Source organism: Streptomyces jumonjinensis, from assembly GCF_009600885.1.
Lineage (GTDB): Bacteria > Actinomycetota > Actinomycetes > Streptomycetales > Streptomycetaceae > Streptomyces > Streptomyces jumonjinensis.
In genome coordinates, this window is the sequence record NZ_VCLA01000015.1 from 1 (window position 1) to 16,462 (window position 16,462).

General features: G+C 68.1%; 14 protein-coding genes and 5 pseudogenes. 8 read left to right on the top strand and 11 right to left on the bottom strand.

The features are described 5' to 3' along the window. Window positions 1–175: 175 nt before the first annotated feature. A pseudogene (locus FF041_RS38755) lies at window positions 176–792 on the bottom strand (helix-turn-helix domain-containing protein); the annotation flags it as partial. A gap of 47 nt (window positions 793–839) precedes the next feature. Between FF041_RS38755 and FF041_RS01960 the strand changes: the two are divergent. From FF041_RS01960 to FF041_RS40255, 4 genes and pseudogenes are all read left to right on the top strand, one after another. After that, window positions 840–1,777, top strand: a pseudogene (locus FF041_RS01960) (IS5 family transposase). A 1,111-nt stretch (window positions 1,778–2,888) separates the two neighbouring features. Continuing rightward, window positions 2,889–3,038 (top strand): annotated as a pseudogene (locus FF041_RS01965) (IS1380 family transposase); the annotation flags it as partial. 122 nt (window positions 3,039–3,160) lie between these two features. Continuing rightward, window positions 3,161–4,273 carry a S1 family peptidase gene (locus FF041_RS01970; protein ID WP_153520735.1) on the top strand — a complete coding sequence of 371 codons (1,113 nt, stop codon included), beginning with the start codon at window positions 3,161–3,163 and terminating at the stop codon, window positions 4,271–4,273. A 419-nt stretch (window positions 4,274–4,692) separates the two neighbouring features. Continuing rightward, window positions 4,693–5,268, top strand: coding sequence for a hypothetical protein (locus tag FF041_RS40255; protein WP_323390973.1), 576 nt, complete (start codon window positions 4,693–4,695; stop codon window positions 5,266–5,268). A 168-nt stretch (window positions 5,269–5,436) separates the two neighbouring features. On the opposite strand, the gene FF041_RS01980 is transcribed toward FF041_RS40255, so the two are convergent. The 4 genes and pseudogenes from FF041_RS01980 to FF041_RS01990 form a co-directional block, all read right to left on the bottom strand. Beyond that, entirely contained in the window at window positions 5,437–5,838 is a 402-nt protein-coding gene (locus tag FF041_RS01980) for an IS3 family transposase (RefSeq protein WP_228387976.1), read from the bottom strand. A 235-nt stretch (window positions 5,839–6,073) separates the two neighbouring features. Continuing rightward, window positions 6,074–6,145, bottom strand: a pseudogene (locus FF041_RS40515) (IS3 family transposase); the annotation flags it as partial. Between the two features lie 10 nt (window positions 6,146–6,155). Beyond that, window positions 6,156–6,353 (bottom strand): annotated as a pseudogene (locus FF041_RS40520) (transposase domain-containing protein); the annotation flags it as partial. A gap of 147 nt (window positions 6,354–6,500) precedes the next feature. Further along, window positions 6,501–7,067, bottom strand: coding sequence for a DUF4291 domain-containing protein (locus FF041_RS01990; protein ID WP_153520738.1), 567 nt, complete (start codon window positions 7,065–7,067; stop codon window positions 6,501–6,503). Between the two features lie 974 nt (window positions 7,068–8,041). Here FF041_RS01990 and FF041_RS01995 point away from each other — a divergent pair. Further along, a complete protein-coding gene (locus FF041_RS01995) occupies window positions 8,042–8,185 on the top strand; it encodes a hypothetical protein (protein ID WP_153520739.1) in 144 nt (47 codons plus the stop codon). A gap of 321 nt (window positions 8,186–8,506) precedes the next feature. Here the strand turns inward: FF041_RS01995 and FF041_RS02000 are convergent, their stop codons facing one another. From FF041_RS02000 to FF041_RS02020, 5 genes are all read right to left on the bottom strand, one after another. Then, on the bottom strand, window positions 8,507–9,106 hold the full coding sequence (locus FF041_RS02000; protein ID WP_153520740.1) for a choice-of-anchor C family protein: 600 nt from the start codon (window positions 9,104–9,106) through the stop codon (window positions 8,507–8,509). Window positions 9,107–9,284: 178 nt separating this feature from the next. Then, window positions 9,285–10,037, bottom strand: a complete 753-nt coding sequence (locus tag FF041_RS02005) for a S1 family peptidase (protein ID WP_194291902.1) — start codon at window positions 10,035–10,037, stop codon at window positions 9,285–9,287. A gap of 220 nt (window positions 10,038–10,257) precedes the next feature. Continuing rightward, the gene (locus FF041_RS02010; protein ID WP_153520742.1) at window positions 10,258–10,929 is read right to left on the bottom strand and encodes a lysophospholipid acyltransferase family protein; all 672 of its coding nucleotides are present in this window, start codon (window positions 10,927–10,929) and stop codon (window positions 10,258–10,260) included. 151 nt (window positions 10,930–11,080) lie between these two features. After that, window positions 11,081–12,196, bottom strand: a complete 1,116-nt coding sequence (locus FF041_RS02015; protein ID WP_153520743.1) for an epoxide hydrolase family protein — start codon at window positions 12,194–12,196, stop codon at window positions 11,081–11,083. A gap of 74 nt (window positions 12,197–12,270) precedes the next feature. Continuing rightward, the gene (locus FF041_RS02020) at window positions 12,271–13,473 is read right to left on the bottom strand and encodes a hypothetical protein (protein WP_228387978.1); all 1,203 of its coding nucleotides are present in this window, start codon (window positions 13,471–13,473) and stop codon (window positions 12,271–12,273) included. A 229-nt stretch (window positions 13,474–13,702) separates the two neighbouring features. Between FF041_RS02020 and FF041_RS02025 the strand changes: the two genes are divergently transcribed. Continuing rightward, window positions 13,703–14,050, top strand: a complete 348-nt coding sequence (locus FF041_RS02025; protein ID WP_153520744.1) for a hypothetical protein — start codon at window positions 13,703–13,705, stop codon at window positions 14,048–14,050. 21 nt (window positions 14,051–14,071) lie between these two features. Here the strand turns inward: FF041_RS02025 and FF041_RS02030 are convergent, their stop codons facing one another. Then, complete coding sequence (locus tag FF041_RS02030; protein WP_153481461.1) at window positions 14,072–14,572, bottom strand: SigE family RNA polymerase sigma factor; 501 nt, start codon at window positions 14,570–14,572, stop codon at window positions 14,072–14,074. 283 nt (window positions 14,573–14,855) lie between these two features. On the opposite strand from FF041_RS02030, the gene FF041_RS02035 reads away from it, so the two are divergent. Both FF041_RS02035 and FF041_RS02040 read left to right on the top strand, forming a co-directional pair. Beyond that, window positions 14,856–15,491 (top strand): NUDIX domain-containing protein, encoded by a 636-nt coding sequence (locus FF041_RS02035; RefSeq protein ID WP_153520745.1) that lies wholly within the window; start codon window positions 14,856–14,858, stop codon window positions 15,489–15,491. Between the two features lie 44 nt (window positions 15,492–15,535). Then, window positions 15,536–16,276, top strand: a complete 741-nt coding sequence (locus tag FF041_RS02040) for a leucine-rich repeat domain-containing protein (protein ID WP_153520746.1) — start codon at window positions 15,536–15,538, stop codon at window positions 16,274–16,276. Window positions 16,277–16,462 lie beyond the last annotated feature (186 nt).

Consider the following 16,462-nt stretch of genomic DNA (forward strand, 5'->3'; position numbering starts at 1 on the left):
ACCCAGCACACCAACAAACCCCCCTCCGAGCGTTACCGGATCCTTCCGGCTCTGCCTTCAGGACCAGCCCGCTATGCGGGCGGCTGGCAGCAGGAGAGTGCGGGTGGCCTCGGCTGGCTCCTGGACTGCGGAGCTCCCGAGGCTGGTGAGGAAGGGGCTGGACTCCGCCTGCGGCTACCAGCTCCGGCACCGTGGTCGCCGGGCAGTCGAGCACGATCCCGTCGACTCCGTACGCGGAGCCGTCGCCGTCGAGGACGGCGAGCGGGCCGTGCGGGAACCGCGGATCCGTTGTGGCGGGCCTCGCCGCCTTCGTCGCGGCCGGCCGCCGCGACGACGTCACCGGGCGGGCGGCAGGGCGCTCCGGCTCCGGCACGGCCCGGGTGGCGGGAGCCTGCGGTGCGGCCGTCTCCTCCGAGACGGGCGCGGCGGCCGGTCCGGTGAACGTCTCCGGTGTCGGCTGCGGAGCGGAGGCCGGATTGGGTGCGGCGGTGGGAGTACCGTGGGCGGGGTATTTCGCCGCCCAGCCGTTCAGCAGCCGCTGATACGCCTCCAGGCGCGGCGACTTCGGCTCGGAGCGGCCGTTCTCGTAGTTCTTGACCGTCTGGTCGACGTCTTCAGTGCGGTCGCGAGGCGGGCCCGAGTGATCCCGGCGGCCTCCCGCAGCCGGGCCCGCTCCGCCGGGGACGGGAGCTGGGGCTCCTCCGCCAGCAGCGCGTCGATGTTCGCGAACAGCTCGAAAGACCCCCGCGCGGGCGGGGACGATGTTTCCTCAGTTAGGCCGTTTTGATGGATCTCGGTGGGCTGGGTGGATCTCGTGGTTGGCCGGGCAGGACACCCGTATGGTGCGGCGACACGAACTCACGGACGCGCAGTGGCGGAGGATCGAGTCTCTTCTGCCCGGCAACGGCAGGCCGGGCGGGCGGTGGGCGGATCACCGCAGAGTGATCAACGGGGTGCTGTTCCGGGCGCGGACCGGGGTGCCCTGACCTGCCGGAACGGTACGGTCCCTGGCAGACCGTCTACGAGCGTCATCGCCGCTGGTCGGCCGACGGCACATGGAAGGCCGTCCTTCAGGAGTTGCAGATCGAGGCCGATGCCGACGGCCCGGACGGGACGCTTGCCCGCCGGGCGGATCGGCAGGAGTGGGCCGTGAACATCGACTCGACATCCTGCCGGGCGCATTAGCACGCGGCCGGGGCACCCCGCAAGCCTCCGGCGGACCACCCGCAAAAGAGGGCGGGGCACGTGAGGAGGCCGATGGGCGTGAGGCGTTGGGCCGCTCACGGGGCGGGCTGACCAGCAAGGTCCATCTGCTCTCCGACGACCGGGCCCGCCCGCTGCACTGGCTGACCTCACCCGGTCAGCGGGGTGACAGCCCGATGTTCGCCCCGGTGCCGGACGGCTCGCGCATCCGGCACCGCGGCACGGGCCGCCCGCGCAGCCGGCCGGACCGGGTACGCGGCGACAAGGCCTGCTCCAGTCGTGACAACCGCGCCTACCTGCGGCGGCGCAGGATCAAGGCCACCATCGCGCAGCCCGATGACCAGAGGGCCCACCGCAAGCGCCGGGGACAGGCCGGGGCCGGCCCCCGGCCTTCGACAAGGCTCAGTACCGCCGCCGCAACGCAGTCGAGCGATGCGTGAACAAGTGGAAGCAGTTCCGAGCGGTGGCCACCCGGTACGACAAGCGCGGCTACATCTTCAACGGCACCCCGACCGTTACCCCGATCGTCATCTGGCTCCACGACACCGTTCAAGAGCCATCAGAAACGGCCTAGCCCGAAGGCCGCAACCCAGCTTGCAGCGAATGTTCTTCCGCGCACAGGCATGCTTGACTGCCCCCCAGGGGTGAGTGCATGAGTGATCGAAAGGTGTGATGATCTTGCGAGGAGTTCACAGCGTTAGCCAGAAGGTATCGAACGGGCAATCGATTTCTTAATTCTCCGTGAACAAGCAGTTCCCCTGGGTGACTACAGAACCTTTCCCCGTCGATCCTCGCCGCCGTTCGAAGCCGACCGAACTGTGCCGCCCCTCAAGCGATCCCTCTGAGGCCGCGGCATGCGGAACGGTCTTCCCATAACCGAGCGAGCCAAGGTCCACAGGGCCCTGTGCAAGGCGGATCCCCCTCCGCGTGCCGCTGATCGAGGACGAGGCCACCTCCAGCTTCCTGTGCCGCACCGCGGCGACCAACAACATCCAGCTCCCCTGGACTGAACGTGTCGGCCGGGCCGGGTCGTGGTTACGGGGCAGGGGATAGTCACTCGGCGGGGCCTTGCACCGATCTGGTCATCACCGGGTGGCTGATCCGTGATCGCCGCCTCGCCGGACTCCGCAGCGACTCGCCCCCACGACGGAAGAAGTCCGGCATCAGCGAACCCAAGGCTTCCCAAGGCAAACCGGCGCGCCGTAACCATGTCGCGATCATCCGGTAATTACTGCGTGATTTTACCCTTGCTGAGAATCCTTCAGTCTTAACTCTTTTAGAGATTGCACTTTCGGACCGGTTCAGGAAGCGGAGCGCCAGCCATCCTTTTTCTCGGTAACACCTGGTGATAATCAGGGCATGCCTGATTTCTAGTCAGTTTCTTCTTTGGAACCGGTCAGTTCACTGTGATCGAGTCGGCAGGGGCGGGTGCAGGGCATAGCGTCTGAGACTGCCGCAGACCCCGGCGGCACGGGGCTTGTCGAGGATTGTGGCGGCACTGGAGGACTAATGTGCTCTACGGTTATGCCTGCCGCTGACGTGCGTATAGCAGCCCTGGCGGTCACTGGGGTGACCGTGGTTTCGGCTCACGCGGCGCATCGGTACCCACAGTGGACGGGATCGAGAACGGCACTACCTGAGCACCCGGTTGTGCTTCACCGACGCCGGCAGCATGCGGCTCGCAGGAACTGAGGCACCGCCGACGGGCCCAAGTTGAGGACCGCATCCGGGCTGCGCGGTCCACTGGCCTGAGCAGCCTGTCCCTGCACGATACTGCCCGGAACCCAATCTGGCTGGAGATCGTACAGGTCGCACTCACTTTCCTGGCCTGGCTGCGGAATTCGAGCATTCGCGCTGAGTAATTCAGGCGTTAAAAGCGTCGACATCGCTCTCCGCTGAAGATTTATTGCATTCGTACGACCGTCCCATTGATGTCGAAAAATCTGGAGATCACGCAATGAAGCCTGACCGGAATCGACTCGCGCCGACTCTCTCCATCGTCCTCCTGGCCATGAATGCCGTGACTGTCCCAGCATCGGCAGAGGAGAGTCCGAAGCCGCTCACTGATCCCACCCGGGCGGCAGCGCTGACACAGAAGCTCGGCGATAACCGAACCGGTGGCATGTACTACGAGGACGGGCACCTCGTGGTCACGGTCACTGACCAGGCAGCCGCGGAGACCGTCCGGGACGCGGGAGGGACCCCGAAACTGGTGTCCCGCAGTGCGGCTGAGCTTTCGTCCCTTCACCGCGAGCTCGACCGACTGGGGAACATCCCCAATACAGCGTGGGGTGTCGAGGCCAAGACCAACCAGGTGGGCGTCACGATCTTCGATGGGGTGCCCCCCGCCAGCCGGGCCAGGATCAAGAAGGTTGCGGCGGCTCACCCGGGTGCGATACGCATCGACCGGATCAAGAGCAAGCTGAATTTCAAGGCCACAGACCTCCGCGGTGGCAATAAAATGAACTCTAACAGCGGGCATTGCTCTGCTGGGTTCAACACCAAGAACTCGGCAGGGACGATCTATACGCTTACTGCCGGCCACTGCGAGGAGCGCACTGGAAACACTTGGTACATCAGTCACAACAGCACCAAGATCGGCACTCAGACTGCGTACAACTTCGGAACGGGCACCGAAGGCATATGTGATGGTGTCTCTCGCGCTTGCGACTGGGCCACCATCAAGGCAAACGGCCCCAACATCAACCCACTTGGGATGGTCCGATACGGGACTGACGATTACCGTCAGATTGATGACTCCCGCTTCCCGATGGAACGGGAAGCCATCGACAGGATCGGGGCCTTCAGTCAGGATACGACGGGCATCATTACCAGGAACACCACGACCGTCAACATCGCAGGCAAGACGCTGTATGGCATGTTCGAGTCGTCGGTCTGTGCTCTGAGTGGCGACAGCGGAGGGCCGGCACTCAACGGAAAAACGGCCCTGGGCCTCCTCTCCGGCGGCACCAACGAGACGGTGTGCGACTCCTCCTCCAGCGGCACCTACCGGAACTATTTCACGAAGGTGGAGCGAGTGCTGATTCAACGGGGCCTGCAGGTCTACTGACGGCTCGCCCTATCCAGCTCGACTGTGGAACCTGTTCTGGACCAGCCGCGTCACACGGACTGGACAGCCTGCCACTCCGTTCGCCTGGGAGGTCACATGCGCGAAAGAGCTTCACGCTCCGTCAACCTGTTTGCCGGGGTCGCCTTGTCCGCCGCCGGCCTGGGGGCCGGCTCCGGCTGCGGCAGCCAGCAGGAGGCCGAAGGCGGCACGGACGTGCAGGCGCAGCGTGCTCGGCAGGTCGCCGCGGCCTGGGACGGGTCAGCCGCGGCGACCGCGTGGCGGGCTGGCTTCCACCCCATGGGCGATGTGATCCAGCTGCCGCGGGGCGGCCTGCGGAGCAAGGCCGATGAGCAGGCGTACCAGGACCGCGGTTCGTCCTGGAAGGCGAGTTGCCCGCCACCTGGCCCAAGGACGGCCGGGTGGCCTGGACCGGGGGTGGATCGCTTGCACGACCGCTGACGGGGGCGGACGAGGCGTACCAGACACTGGCCGGTGCTCGCGTCGGCGGAAAGCCGCGCCTCACTGTGACCGGGGTGAAGCTGGGTGAGATGAGCGTGGCCAGCAGCCGTGGACCGGCGACGGTCCCGGCCTGGCTGTTCGATCTGAAGGGCTATGGCTCTCCCCTCAAGCAGGCCGCCGTCACCCCGTCGAAACTTCCTCAGCCGCCGATTGAGCGGAGCCGCGACATCGCCGGACATTCGCTCAATCAGCTGGTCCAGGTATCTGCGGACGGGCGATCGGTGACCGTGGTCGCCCTTCATGGCGCCTGTGACGACGGCCCCGTGGTCGATGTTCTGGAAACACGCGGCAGTGTGGTGCTGTCGGCCTCTGTCAAGGATCGGAAAGACGACGGCAACTGCACCAAGCAGCTGCTTCAGCAGCAGGTGACCGTGAAACTGGACCGATCCGTCGGCGACCGCGTTCTGCTCGATGCACACACCGGGCGCCCGGTCCCCTACAAGCCACCCCACAGGCCCTCGCCGAGCTGGAGCTGAGCCGCACACCTTTTCGCCTGCCGCTGGGCCAGGTCGTGCACGGTCGCCTCTGCTTCGCCGTGCTCGCCGCGGGAGCATGTATGAAAGGTCGCGTAAGTCCGTGATATGACACCCTGGCCGGGGGCTCGGCCTCAGGTTGATGTTCCCCCGATGTACGGGAGGTGCTGATTAGCTGGTCAGAGCGGGTTGGCGTGATGGGAGGTTCGCTTGCCCGGCCGTCGCCTGGTCGGCGTAGTGCTTCTCTTCGAACTCGATGGGGCTGAGGTAGCCGAGGCGTTTTTGGATGCGGTGGGTGTTGTAGAAGCCGTCGATGTACTGGAACAGTGTCAGGTTCGTCTCGACCCGGGTGGCGAAGAAGCGGCCGCGGACGCACTCGGTCTTGATGAACATCCACAGGTTCTCGGCGAGGGCGTTGTCGTACGAGTCGCCCACCGACCCTATGGATGCCTCGACTCCCGCCCGTAGCAGACGTGTCGTGATCTTGATCGATGTGTACTGGCAGCCGTGGTCGACGTGGTGGACCAGCCGTCCAGGTGCGACTTCGCGGCTGGCCAGGGCGTACTCCAGCAAGGACAGGGCCAGGTCGGCGTCCGCGCGGGCGGAGGTCTCCCAGGCCCACCACGCGGCGGGAGAGGGCGTCCCGGATCGCCGACAGCCACAGCGGCCCTTCGCCGGTGGGGATCATCGTGAGGTCGGTGACCCACAGCCGGTTCGGCTCACTCGCGGTGAAGCCGCGCTGGACCAGGTCCGGGGCGGGAGTGGCTTCCGGGTCGCGGCGGGTGAAACCCTTGCCGTGTCGGCGTGGGCTGATTCCGTGCAGTCCGGCCTCGCGCATCAGGCGCTCTACCCGCTTGCGGCCGGTCGCATTGCCCTCGCGCTTGAGTACGGCTCCGAAGGACCTCCCGGTACGGCTCGCCGGAGAACAACGCCCGCGCGAGCACGAAGTACACCATCAGCCTCGGCGGCAGCAGCCGGACCCGCACCGCACCGGTCCAGCGCTTCGCCAGCGCCGCGTCCACCAACTCCGGCGGAAACACCTCGGTCAGGTCCCCCAGCCCGATCCGGTCCACCAACCGAGCAACCATCGGACACCACCCCCTGGTATCCGTTGAACCGCCAAATCAACCCTATGCCAACGGCATTGAAGTTAAAGACCAAGCTGGGGCCTGTTGTGTAAGGGCTCGTAGTGCGGTGGGGTCATAGGCGGCCCGTCGCCCGTCACCCGCCGTCCGTCATCCGCCTGGAGTGAGAATGCCTTCCATTGCCGGGGACAGTGGGTAGGCGCGCTCTGCGGGGAACAGCCGCTGAGCCTTGGCGGCATGCCCGGTTCGTATCAGTGCAGCGGCCTTGTGGACCTGGGGGGTGAGGTCGGTGAGACTGACGATCCAGTCGTCGGTGAACGTGCGGATCAGGTGGCGACTGATGCCGACCTGGATGCTGTAGTGGTTCAGTGCCGCTCCGCGCGACGAGCGCTCCGGGTCCCACTGGACATGGACGGCTGCGCGAGCCACGGCCGCCGGGTCCGCGGTCGTCAGCACGGCCCGGGACAGGGCTTCCTCCCAGCCTTCCCGGGTCACCCGCACGGCGAGAATGCGCTCCTGGCCGGGCTTGCGGGCCCAGTTGCTGCGGTGCATCAGCCACAGGAACGAGGGCTTGATCCACGTCATCCGGTGGAACGAGAACGGCGCGACGAAGCGGCCCGCCCGCAGTGCCGCGTCAGCGATGGCAGGCGAGTACGCCTGGTAGACCACGATCGTGCGAGCGTCGTAGTCGGCACGAATTTGATATTGGGACGCCATGCACCGCACCCTGCCATCTGCTCCGCTGACGCAGCGAGCCATTTTCCCCGCCGTCCCCGGCCCGGTTCGAATGTGCTGGTCGCAGCCACTCGTCGATGGCTGCGACCAGGACGGTTGCCACGTAGCGGACGCCCTCACCGCACCACGTTCGGCTACTGGGCACGGAACGCCCTCACCGACCATCGCTTCGGCACGGTACCCGGCATAGGGAGGTCGCCGGGCACGGCGCTGAGGCCCTGGGTATCGGCGATGGCCTGGTATACGCCGTCGGAGGTGAGGCGCGGGACGAGGGTGGTGTGGCCAGCTGGTCCAGGCCCCGGACTTCCTCTCGATCGCCCGGTTCCGCCGCCGCCACCTCGACGCGCTCGCCGGCCTATTTCTTCAATCTCTTCACCTCGCGCAGAAGCTCGGCATGGTCAGGCCGGCCCACAGTCGTCTGAACCGTTGTGCGCACCGGCACCCCCACGGTGGCAGCGGATTACGCCGAAGGTGTGACCCCTCCCCCGGCACCCCCTGCCCGTTTCGCAGGCCCCGGCAACCTCCAAGGAGAGGTCCGGTCACTCACCGGCGGGGCGGGCATGACCATCGGTCACCCACCCCGGGCCTTCATGTCAGTGACGCCTTGTACGGCGAACTGAGAGCCGAACAGGGCCCCGGAGGAGAAGAAGACCCGAGACGGTATGACGGGTGCTCAGGGAGCGCTCAGACACGCTCAGAGGTGGCAGGCAGGGCACAACTCACCACCCGGCATCCCGTCTGAGGCGCGGAACCGCGCGTCGTGCTCCGCCGACGGGTTGCCGTCACCGCACTCGCCGCACCACGGCGGCAGAACATAAGGAACGGCCACCCCGGAGCCGGGAACGGCGGCAGTGTCCGACCGCTGCCTACATCGAACAGGCGCGTGCCGAGGGCCGTGCGGGCGGGTGGGGAGCCGGCCGCCGAAGGAGGTGGCGTGTTCGACCCTGCCTCACACCATGGCCAACCGCGATCTGAAGGCCACCATCACCTTCCACCGCCGCACGATCGAGGCGCGGGCCTTCGCCGGGGGCCTGGACCGCGTCGCCGCCCGGTACCCGGTGCCGCGGGGCCGTGGACGCCTAGCGGTATCGGCAGCGTGAGAGCCGCCTGTACGTCCCGTATCAGTACACCAAGGGCCCGTTACCGCTCGGCCGGTGGATCTCCGGCCGGTGCCGCGCCTACCGAGTCGGAACCGTGGTGAAGGAACCTCGCCGCCGTCCGGACGGACTCGGAATGGCCCCGGACCGGGCTCGCCGCCATCGGCCCCGGCGCGAACAGCAGCGGTGGCTCGGCAGTTCGACGCGACCCGCTGCCCGCCGCTTCCACGTCCGACCACGCCGCTCGGTCGTCGAACCCACCCTCGGCCGGGTGCCCATCCCCTTCTGGGACGGGCACCCGGCACAGTCAGGACGATCGGACCGTCATGTGGTGCAGGAACACGGGCAGCAGGTGGTGACGCGGACATCGTCGATGACGGGTCCATAGGCGCCTGGCAGGGTGCTGGCGAAACCGAGGGTCGTCGTCGGACCGTTGGCCACGAAGGTCACCTGCCGTTGCACATAGCCCATCGCGGCGAATGTCTTCCCGGTGGAGTCGAAGGAGAAGTCCTGGAAGTTCTGCCCGTTGACCAGGACCTTGCCGGTCTTCACCGCGGGGCCGCCCGCCGGATTCGCGGCCAGCGCGTAGGTGACCGTGTAGGTCCGCCCCGCGACCGTGGAGAAGGTCTGCGCCACCGCGCCCGCCTGGGCGCCGTTGAGGTCGACGGACTGGTCGCCCTCAGCCGCCTGCCAGAAACCGGCGCCGATCAGGTCCACGGCTCCGGAAGTGACCTTCCACGGCCCGATCGACTGCCCGCTGGCGATGCTCGTGAACGAGTTCGCCGGCGCGGTGGGGTACTCAAAGCTGCCGTCGTCGAACCGGCTCACGGCCGCCGCCGACGGAGCGGCTAGCGCCGCACCCGGACCGGCCGCGAAGAGCCCTGCCGCGACGACGACAACGGCTAAGGAACGTGCGAGCACCATGACTGCCTCCCGAAGAGCGTGAATTCCTCCTACAGCACGCTCCGCATCCCGATGAGACTGAAGGGGTGAGAAGGCTTGCGCTCAGGCGTGCGGGAGTGCCGGACAGGGTGCGTGATGCACGAGCACACTGATTCACTCCAACAAGCCGGTTGGGACCGCCACGACCCATCCCGCGCATTCAGGCTCCCCCGGCCGGGATGACGTGCGAGAGACCGTGAGACGCGAGCGGTCCTCGGAACGGCTTCCAGATCGCCGGGTCGGCCAGGTTCGTGAAAAGCCCCTCGCAGGTGTTCGTATCGCCGGTCACCAGGCCGTACACGACCGGCCTGCCGGATGAGTCCCGGTCGAACAGCGGTCCCCCGCTGTCGCCGGGACCCACCCGCGACTCCGCCGTACCCGCGCAGATGAACTGCTCGTCCCAGATGCCTCCCTCGGTGTCGAACTCGGAGACGGGAAGCCTCGCCTCGCGCAGCCGCGACGGCTTCTCAGGGTTCGCGAGGTCGGTACGGCCCCAGCCCGCGGCGCGTACGAGACGCCCCGGCCGCAATTCCGTTCCCAGCCGGGGAAGGGCCGCACTCGCCTGGTCGGCGGGGTCGTCGAGCACGATGAGACCCAGGTCCGTATTGGTCAGCGTCGAGAACCCGGGGTGGCTGTAGACGGAGAAGCGGTCATCGGTCACCACCGTTCCCCCCGGGGCATTCGCATCAGCCCGCCCCAGGACAAGCCGGATCTTGACTCTGCCTTGCTCTACGAACTTGGCGCAGTGCGCCGCCGTGGCGAAGACCCGGCTGTCGACGAGCGCCGCGCCGCAGTAGTGCGACCATGCCCCGCCGTCACCCTGCCGTTCGATCTGCACGACGAACGGCCGCTCGCCGTCCGCCACCGGCTTTCCGCCGACGATCGCCGAGGCGGACGGCGTAGCGGTGAACACGATCCCGAGGCCACAGAGACTCGCAAGGGCTGCGATCGCCTGTCGGCTTATCGACCTGCGCAAGGGCGCACTCTCTTTCGTCTGCCACCGGGTGCGGCCCCGGCGGGCTTGTACGGGGACGGCGCCCGCATCCGGCCGTCCCTTCCGGGCCCGATCCTGAGCCCAGCGGTCTTCCAACCGGTGTCGACCGCGTATCAGACGTGTCAGGACATCCCCTCAGTCATGTGTCGGCCCCGGGGGCGGCAGTCGAGGCTCCGAGGTGCTCCGCCGCCGTCCGCCAGGCCGCGGTCACCGCCGCGTGAGCGCGCGCGGTACGGGCCGTCCCTTCACCGGTCAGCACGAGCGGAGCCCCGATGTGGACATGCAGACGGGGGCGGCGCAGAGGTGCGGTGACCGCCCCCGCGAGCTGTTTCGCGCGGTTTCCCGAGGTGAGGCGGCGTGCCCCGGCCTGTCCCAGGGGGATGACCGGGGCGCCGGTGCGGTGGACGAGCCGGGACAGGCCGCTGCGGAATGCCGCCGGGGCCGCCTCCGCGACGTCTTCACGCCGGGGAAGGCCGCCCTCGCCGTAGATCAGGACGATGCGTCCCCGGGCGAGGGCGTCGGCGGCGCCGTCCAGTGCGTCGGCGGCTCGGCGGTCCCTGCGGTGTACCGGGATATGTCCCTCCCGGGTGAGGGCCCGGCCGAGCAGGGGAACGCTCCACAGACCCGCTGTGGCCAGGACGACCGGCTCGACGCCCAGGCGGCGCAGCGCGGCCAGGACGACGGCCGGGTCGGCCAGTGAGGTGTGGTTGGCGGCGATGACGCTGCCCGGCGCGAAAGCGGCGCCGGCGTCGGCGGTGACCGTCAGACGGCCGGCGGCGGACACCAGGGCGTCGGCGAGGCGGCTGAGCATATGCGGTTCCTCCTGGTCACGAACGATGGTGATCTTCATCGTGGGCCGGGAGCGCGCCGCGGGCGTGAGTACCGGTACTCAGCCTCTACTGGGTTGTGCTGAGCGTTCAGCCCGGGCGGCGAGGCGCCGCCGTGGCCGTGGCCGAGGCCGGTCAGCGGTAGTCGGCGAAGAACGCGCGGATGTCGTCGAGCAGGAGGTCGGGGGCCTCCATCGCGGCGAAGTGGCCGCCGCGGTCGAACTCGGTCCAGCGCACCAGGTTGTTCGCCTTCTCCTCGTCCCGGCGCAGCGCGATGTCCTGGATGGTGAACAGCGCCACCGCCGTCGGCACGGGCGACACCTCCGGCTCGTTCCACGCCCGGGTGTCCTCGTAGTAGAGCGCGGCCGACGAGCCCGCTGTGCCGGTCAGCCAGTACACGGTGACGTCGGTCAGCAGCAGGTCGCGGTCGACGGCCTCATGGGGGAGTTCCTTCGCGAGGTCCGTCATGTCCCGGATCTTGTCGACGATCCAGGCGAGCTGGGCGACGGGCGAGTCGGTCAGACCGTAGGCGAGGGTCTGCGGCCTGGTGGACTGGATGGCGAGGTAGCCGCCTGCCTCGGCCATGAACTCGTTCATGCGCCGTACGCGGGCTCGTTCGCGCTCGGTCAGCGTGGGGTCGTCCTCCGCCGCGCTGGGGTAGGTGGTGCCGCCGTTGATGTGCACGGCGACCACCTTCTCGGGCGCGGCCAGCCCGAGGGCGCGGGTGATGCCGCCGCCGAAGTCGCCGCCCTGGGCTCCGTACCTGTCGTAACCGAGTCTGCGCATGAGCTCCGCCCAGGCCGCGGCGGTGCGCTGGGTGTTCCAGCCGGCTTCGCGGGGCGGGCCGGAGAAGCCGAAGCCGGGGATCGACGGGATGACCAGGTGGAAGTCCCGTGCGAGCGGCTCGATCAGTTCGAGGAACTCGACGATCGAGCCGGGCCAGCCATGAGTGAGGATCAGCGGCAGGGCGTCGGCGCGTTCGGAGCGGACATGGAGAAAGTGGATGTCCTGTCCGTCGATCGTGGTGGTGAACTGGGGGTGGGCGTTCAGCCGGGACTCCCACGCCCGCCAGTCGTAGCCGTCGGCCCAGTAGGCGGCCAGCTCCTTCAGATACCCGACCGGGACGCCACGCCCCCACCCCTCGCCCTCCATCTCGCTCGGCCAGCGTGTGCGGGCGAGCCGTTCGCGCAGGTCGTCCAGCGCGGTCTGCGGGATCTCGATACGGAAAGGACGGATGGCGTCGTTGTTCATATCCGCAACGCTAGGCATCGATTAGGTCAGTATCGGTCCTAGTTGCCCATTGCCGCAGGGACATGGGCTCCCCGTTAGATCGCGTACCGCCAACTCGTCAGCATGTACGCGCCGTACCAGCTGCCGAAGAGCGTCGCCGCCGTCAGCCCGAGCGCGAGACCGCGCCTACCGGCCCGGCTCAGGCTCCCTGCGAAGGGCAGCAGGAACACCACGGCGGGGATGAGGAGCCGAAGTTTGGAGTGGTAGTAGTTGCTCTGCGCGAGAGTCAGCACCAGTACGGTCGTGCCGTAGACGAACAGCGGGGGCCATACGCCGCGCCGCCAGGCGGCGGCCGTCGCGCAGACCGCCCCGATGAGGAGGACCGCCGTGCTCACCGGGATCCAGCCGTCCCCGCGCAGCAGCGCCTCACGCAGGAACGCGAGGAATGACGCGCCGTTGTCCCAGCGGGTCCCCCAGCCCGCTTCCTGGACGAGGAACCAGGCGTCGAGCCGTCCCAGGCGCCAGCCCACCCAGAGCAGATAGGCGGGGGTCCCGGCGCAGGCGAGGACGATGGCGAGGAGCGGGCGGGCGCTGAGACGTCCCTCGCGTCGCATCGGGAGCACCGCGGCGACCACGAGGCCCGCTGTCAGGGCGAACGCCGCGGGCCGGGTCAGCCCGGTCAGCAGGGCCAGGGTGCCCGCCGTCAGCCAGGCTCCCCGGTGGGCTGCCAGCAGCGCGCCCGCGGCCAGCGCGAGGAACAGGGCTTCGCTGTACCCCATGAGCAGTGCCACGGCCATGGGCTGCGCCCCCGCGAGCAGCGTGATCGCGATGGCCGCGGTACGTGCCCCGTACAGCCGGGTCAGCAGCGCGTACACGGCGAACAGCGCCCCCACCAGGGACAGATGCGCGACGGCGATGGCCGCGGTGCCCGCGTCCAGGCCCGTCAGCCGGTAAAGGACTCTGGTCAGCAGGGGGTAGAGGGGAAAGAAGGCGAGGTTGTTGCCGGTCAGTTCGCCGGATTCGTCGTAGGTGAAACCCTGTGGGTAGCCGTCGGCGGCTATGGACCGGTAGAGCGCCGCGTCCCAGGAGAGCAGTCTGTCCCGGACGCCGGGGCCGCCCGGCGGGATCATCATGGCGAGGATCGCGAGGTGCACGGCCGTGCTCACCGCGTACACCGTGAGGACCGTGCCCACGGCACGGCCGGTTCCCGCGCGCGGTTTCGGCAGTGCCGAGAGCCGGGAGAAAACGATGGCGGTCGGGCGTACGGTCCAGGGCTGGCTCTGGGTCTGGTCGGCCATCGGGCTCCTCGCAAGGTCAGGTTCTGCTGGCCTTACGCCGGAGCCCAGGGGTGAGGTTGACATAGCGTGATGTAGATCACTGGACGCCCTCGAACAGGGCGCGATACGGCGGGGCCCGCCGCCGTCGATCCCGCGCACCCGCGTGCGAGCACTGTCTCCGCTCCGGGCCGATGTCCCCGGGCCGCGCCTCGGGGACACTGGCCCGGCTCAGCGACCAGGTGCCGCAGGAGTGTCGATCGGGGTCGACGCAGGGGGCAGACTCGTCTCCAGCGAGCCCGGGAGCGGGCTCGTCTCCAGCGACGTCGGGGGCTGCGGCAAGGTGGGACTCGGGGTGGGACCGGGCTGCCTGGTCGGGGGGAGCTCCGATGTGATGCTCGCGGGCGGCAGCGGACTCTCCGGACCCGGATCGGCGCCGGTGAACACGGCCGCGACCACCGACGCCACCGCGCACAGCACTCCGGCTCCCGTCACGGCCAGCGCCCTGCGACGCCGGCGTTCCCCCGCCCGGGCCGCGAGAGCGCGTACGTCCACGGGCCGCGTCCACTCCCCCGCCTGGTCCGCGGCGGAACGCAGCTGAGCCGCCACCCGGTCGTCGTGGTCAGACATCACGGCTCTCCCCGGTCTGTGCGTAGTGGTCGAGACAGCCGGCGAGCTTGACGCGGGCCCTGGAGAGATGGGTCTTGACCGTGCCCGTGGACAGCCGGGTCTCGGCCGCGATCTTCTCCACCGACAGATCGCAGACATAGAACAGCGCGGCGCACTGCCGCTGCCGGGAGGGCATCGAGCGCAGAGCCCGTTCCAGATCGACCATCCCGGGTCCGGGGCCCTCGCTGACCCCGGAGTCCCCCCGCCGGCTCCATGCCCGCTGCCCTCGGGCGAACCGCCGCCAACGGCTCACCGCGAGCCGCCAGGCGACGGTCCGCACCCACGCCTCGGGCCCCCGCTCGCACTCCAGTCGGCGGCGGGCGCCCCAGGCCCGCACGAACGCTTCCTGGACCACGTCCTGGGCCTCGTGGAAGTCGCCGGTCATGACGTACAGCTGGCCGGTGAGCCGGCGCACGGACCCGCTGTAGAAGTCCGCGAACTCCTCCTCGGTCAAACGTCGGCTCTCCTTGCAGATGTACGGGTACGCAATGACGTTACGCCAGGCCGGATCGGATGCCGTCCCTGGGCTCCGACAAGCGCTCCGGCTCTCGGAATCCCGGCCCGTGCATCGCGTCCGGACCAGGGCTCTTGACATCCCTGAGGATCGCTGTCGAGAATGACATTTCTTCTGTTTTCTCCAGCGCGATCCTCGATCCTCACGACCTGTTTCCACCGGGAGGAAAGATCCGCAATCCGGAGTTCAGCCCGACGGGTGCCTCAGAAACCGACGGCTGCCCATGATTCTTCCTCCCGAAGACGAGACCGCGAATCCCCGCGCCCGGATACAGGGAGTGGAAACCCTCGCAGACGACTGGTTCATTCTGCGCCGGTACACACTGCAGTTACTGAGACATGACGGAGATATCCAGAAGTTCTCAAGACTCAGCGTCGAATGCGGCGACCGGGCATCCGCGCTCCTGTATTCCAGGTCACGCGGCACCGTCCTCCTCACGGACCAGTTCCGGCTGCCCGCATTCCTCCACGGCGACCCAAGCGGCGCCCTGTTCGAGGTTCCCGGAGGACTGGTGGGTGAGAGGGCCGCGCATGAAGCGGCCCGCCGCGAAGTGGAAGAGGAAGCGGGGTATCGAGTGAAGAGGCTCGATCATCTCGCCACGGTCTATCTGAGCCCACAGCTCAGCGCGGAGAGAACACATCTCTTCGCCGGCGAGTACTCACCCGAAGACCGGGTCGGCGCCGGGGGCGGGATAGCCGAGGAGGGGGAGGACAACAAGGTCTTCGAACTGTCCCTCGACCGCGCCGTCTCCTTGGTGCTCCAGCAGCCCGCCGCCGATGCGAAGACCCTGATTCTGCTGTTCATGGCCAAGTCCCTGGGGCTTCTCACGGGCCCTCCCGGTCCATCGGGCCGGCTCTGAGCGCGGTGCCTCGCCCTCTTTCCGCTCGCCGTTAGACTACCGCGATGACAGAAGAAGGCAGGGTCGTCTTGCAGACGCTGAATCTATGGCGACAGGGCTTAGGGAAAGTACCCGAGACGGTCTGGCGGAACCCTGAGTTGCGGGTGCTGATCCTCGCGGACAACGGGCTGACGGAAATCTCCCCCGACATCAGACGGCTGAGCCGCTTGCGCACCCTGGACCTCGGGCACAACAAGCTCTCTTCCGTGCCCGACGCGATCGGCGAACTGCCTGAGCTCACCGACTTTCTCTATGTGCACGACAATCAGTTGACCGAGCTCCCAAATTCTCTGGGACAACTCACCGAACTGCGCTATATGAATGCGGGCGAGAACAGACTCACCGAGCTCCACCCGTCGCTCGGCGACATGACCGGACTCATCGAACTGCGCGCTCAGCACAACCGATTGACACGGCTCCCGGAATCGATCGGCGGCCTGCGCCGGCTCCGCGAGCTGTGGATGCGCGGGAACGCACTCGGCTCTCTGCCCGAATCCACGGCCGGACTGACCGAGCTGCGCCACGCGGACCTTCGCGAGAACGCCCTGACCGAGATTCCGGGCCCGCTGGCGGCTCTGCCCCTGCTGCGCCAGCTCGATCTGCGCAGCAATCGCATTCGCACCCTGCCGGGCTGGGTGGCCGAGATGCCTTCCCTGGAAAAGCTGGACCTGCGTTGGAACGATGTCGAGATCCCGCGAAGCCTGCTCGCCGAACTGACGGATCGCGGCTGTGTCGTCCTGAAGTGATGCGAAACAGCTCCGCGATCAGAGTTCTCCGAACACACCGGACCGTTCCGTCATTGGCAGGACTCGCAGGATTCGGGGTTTTCGAGGGAGCAGGCGACCGCGTCTTCAGGGGTGGTCTGGGCGGGTGTGGGTGCGGTGGCCGCGCGGGCGATGCGGGTGGCGGGGCGGGAGCGGAGGTAGTAGGTG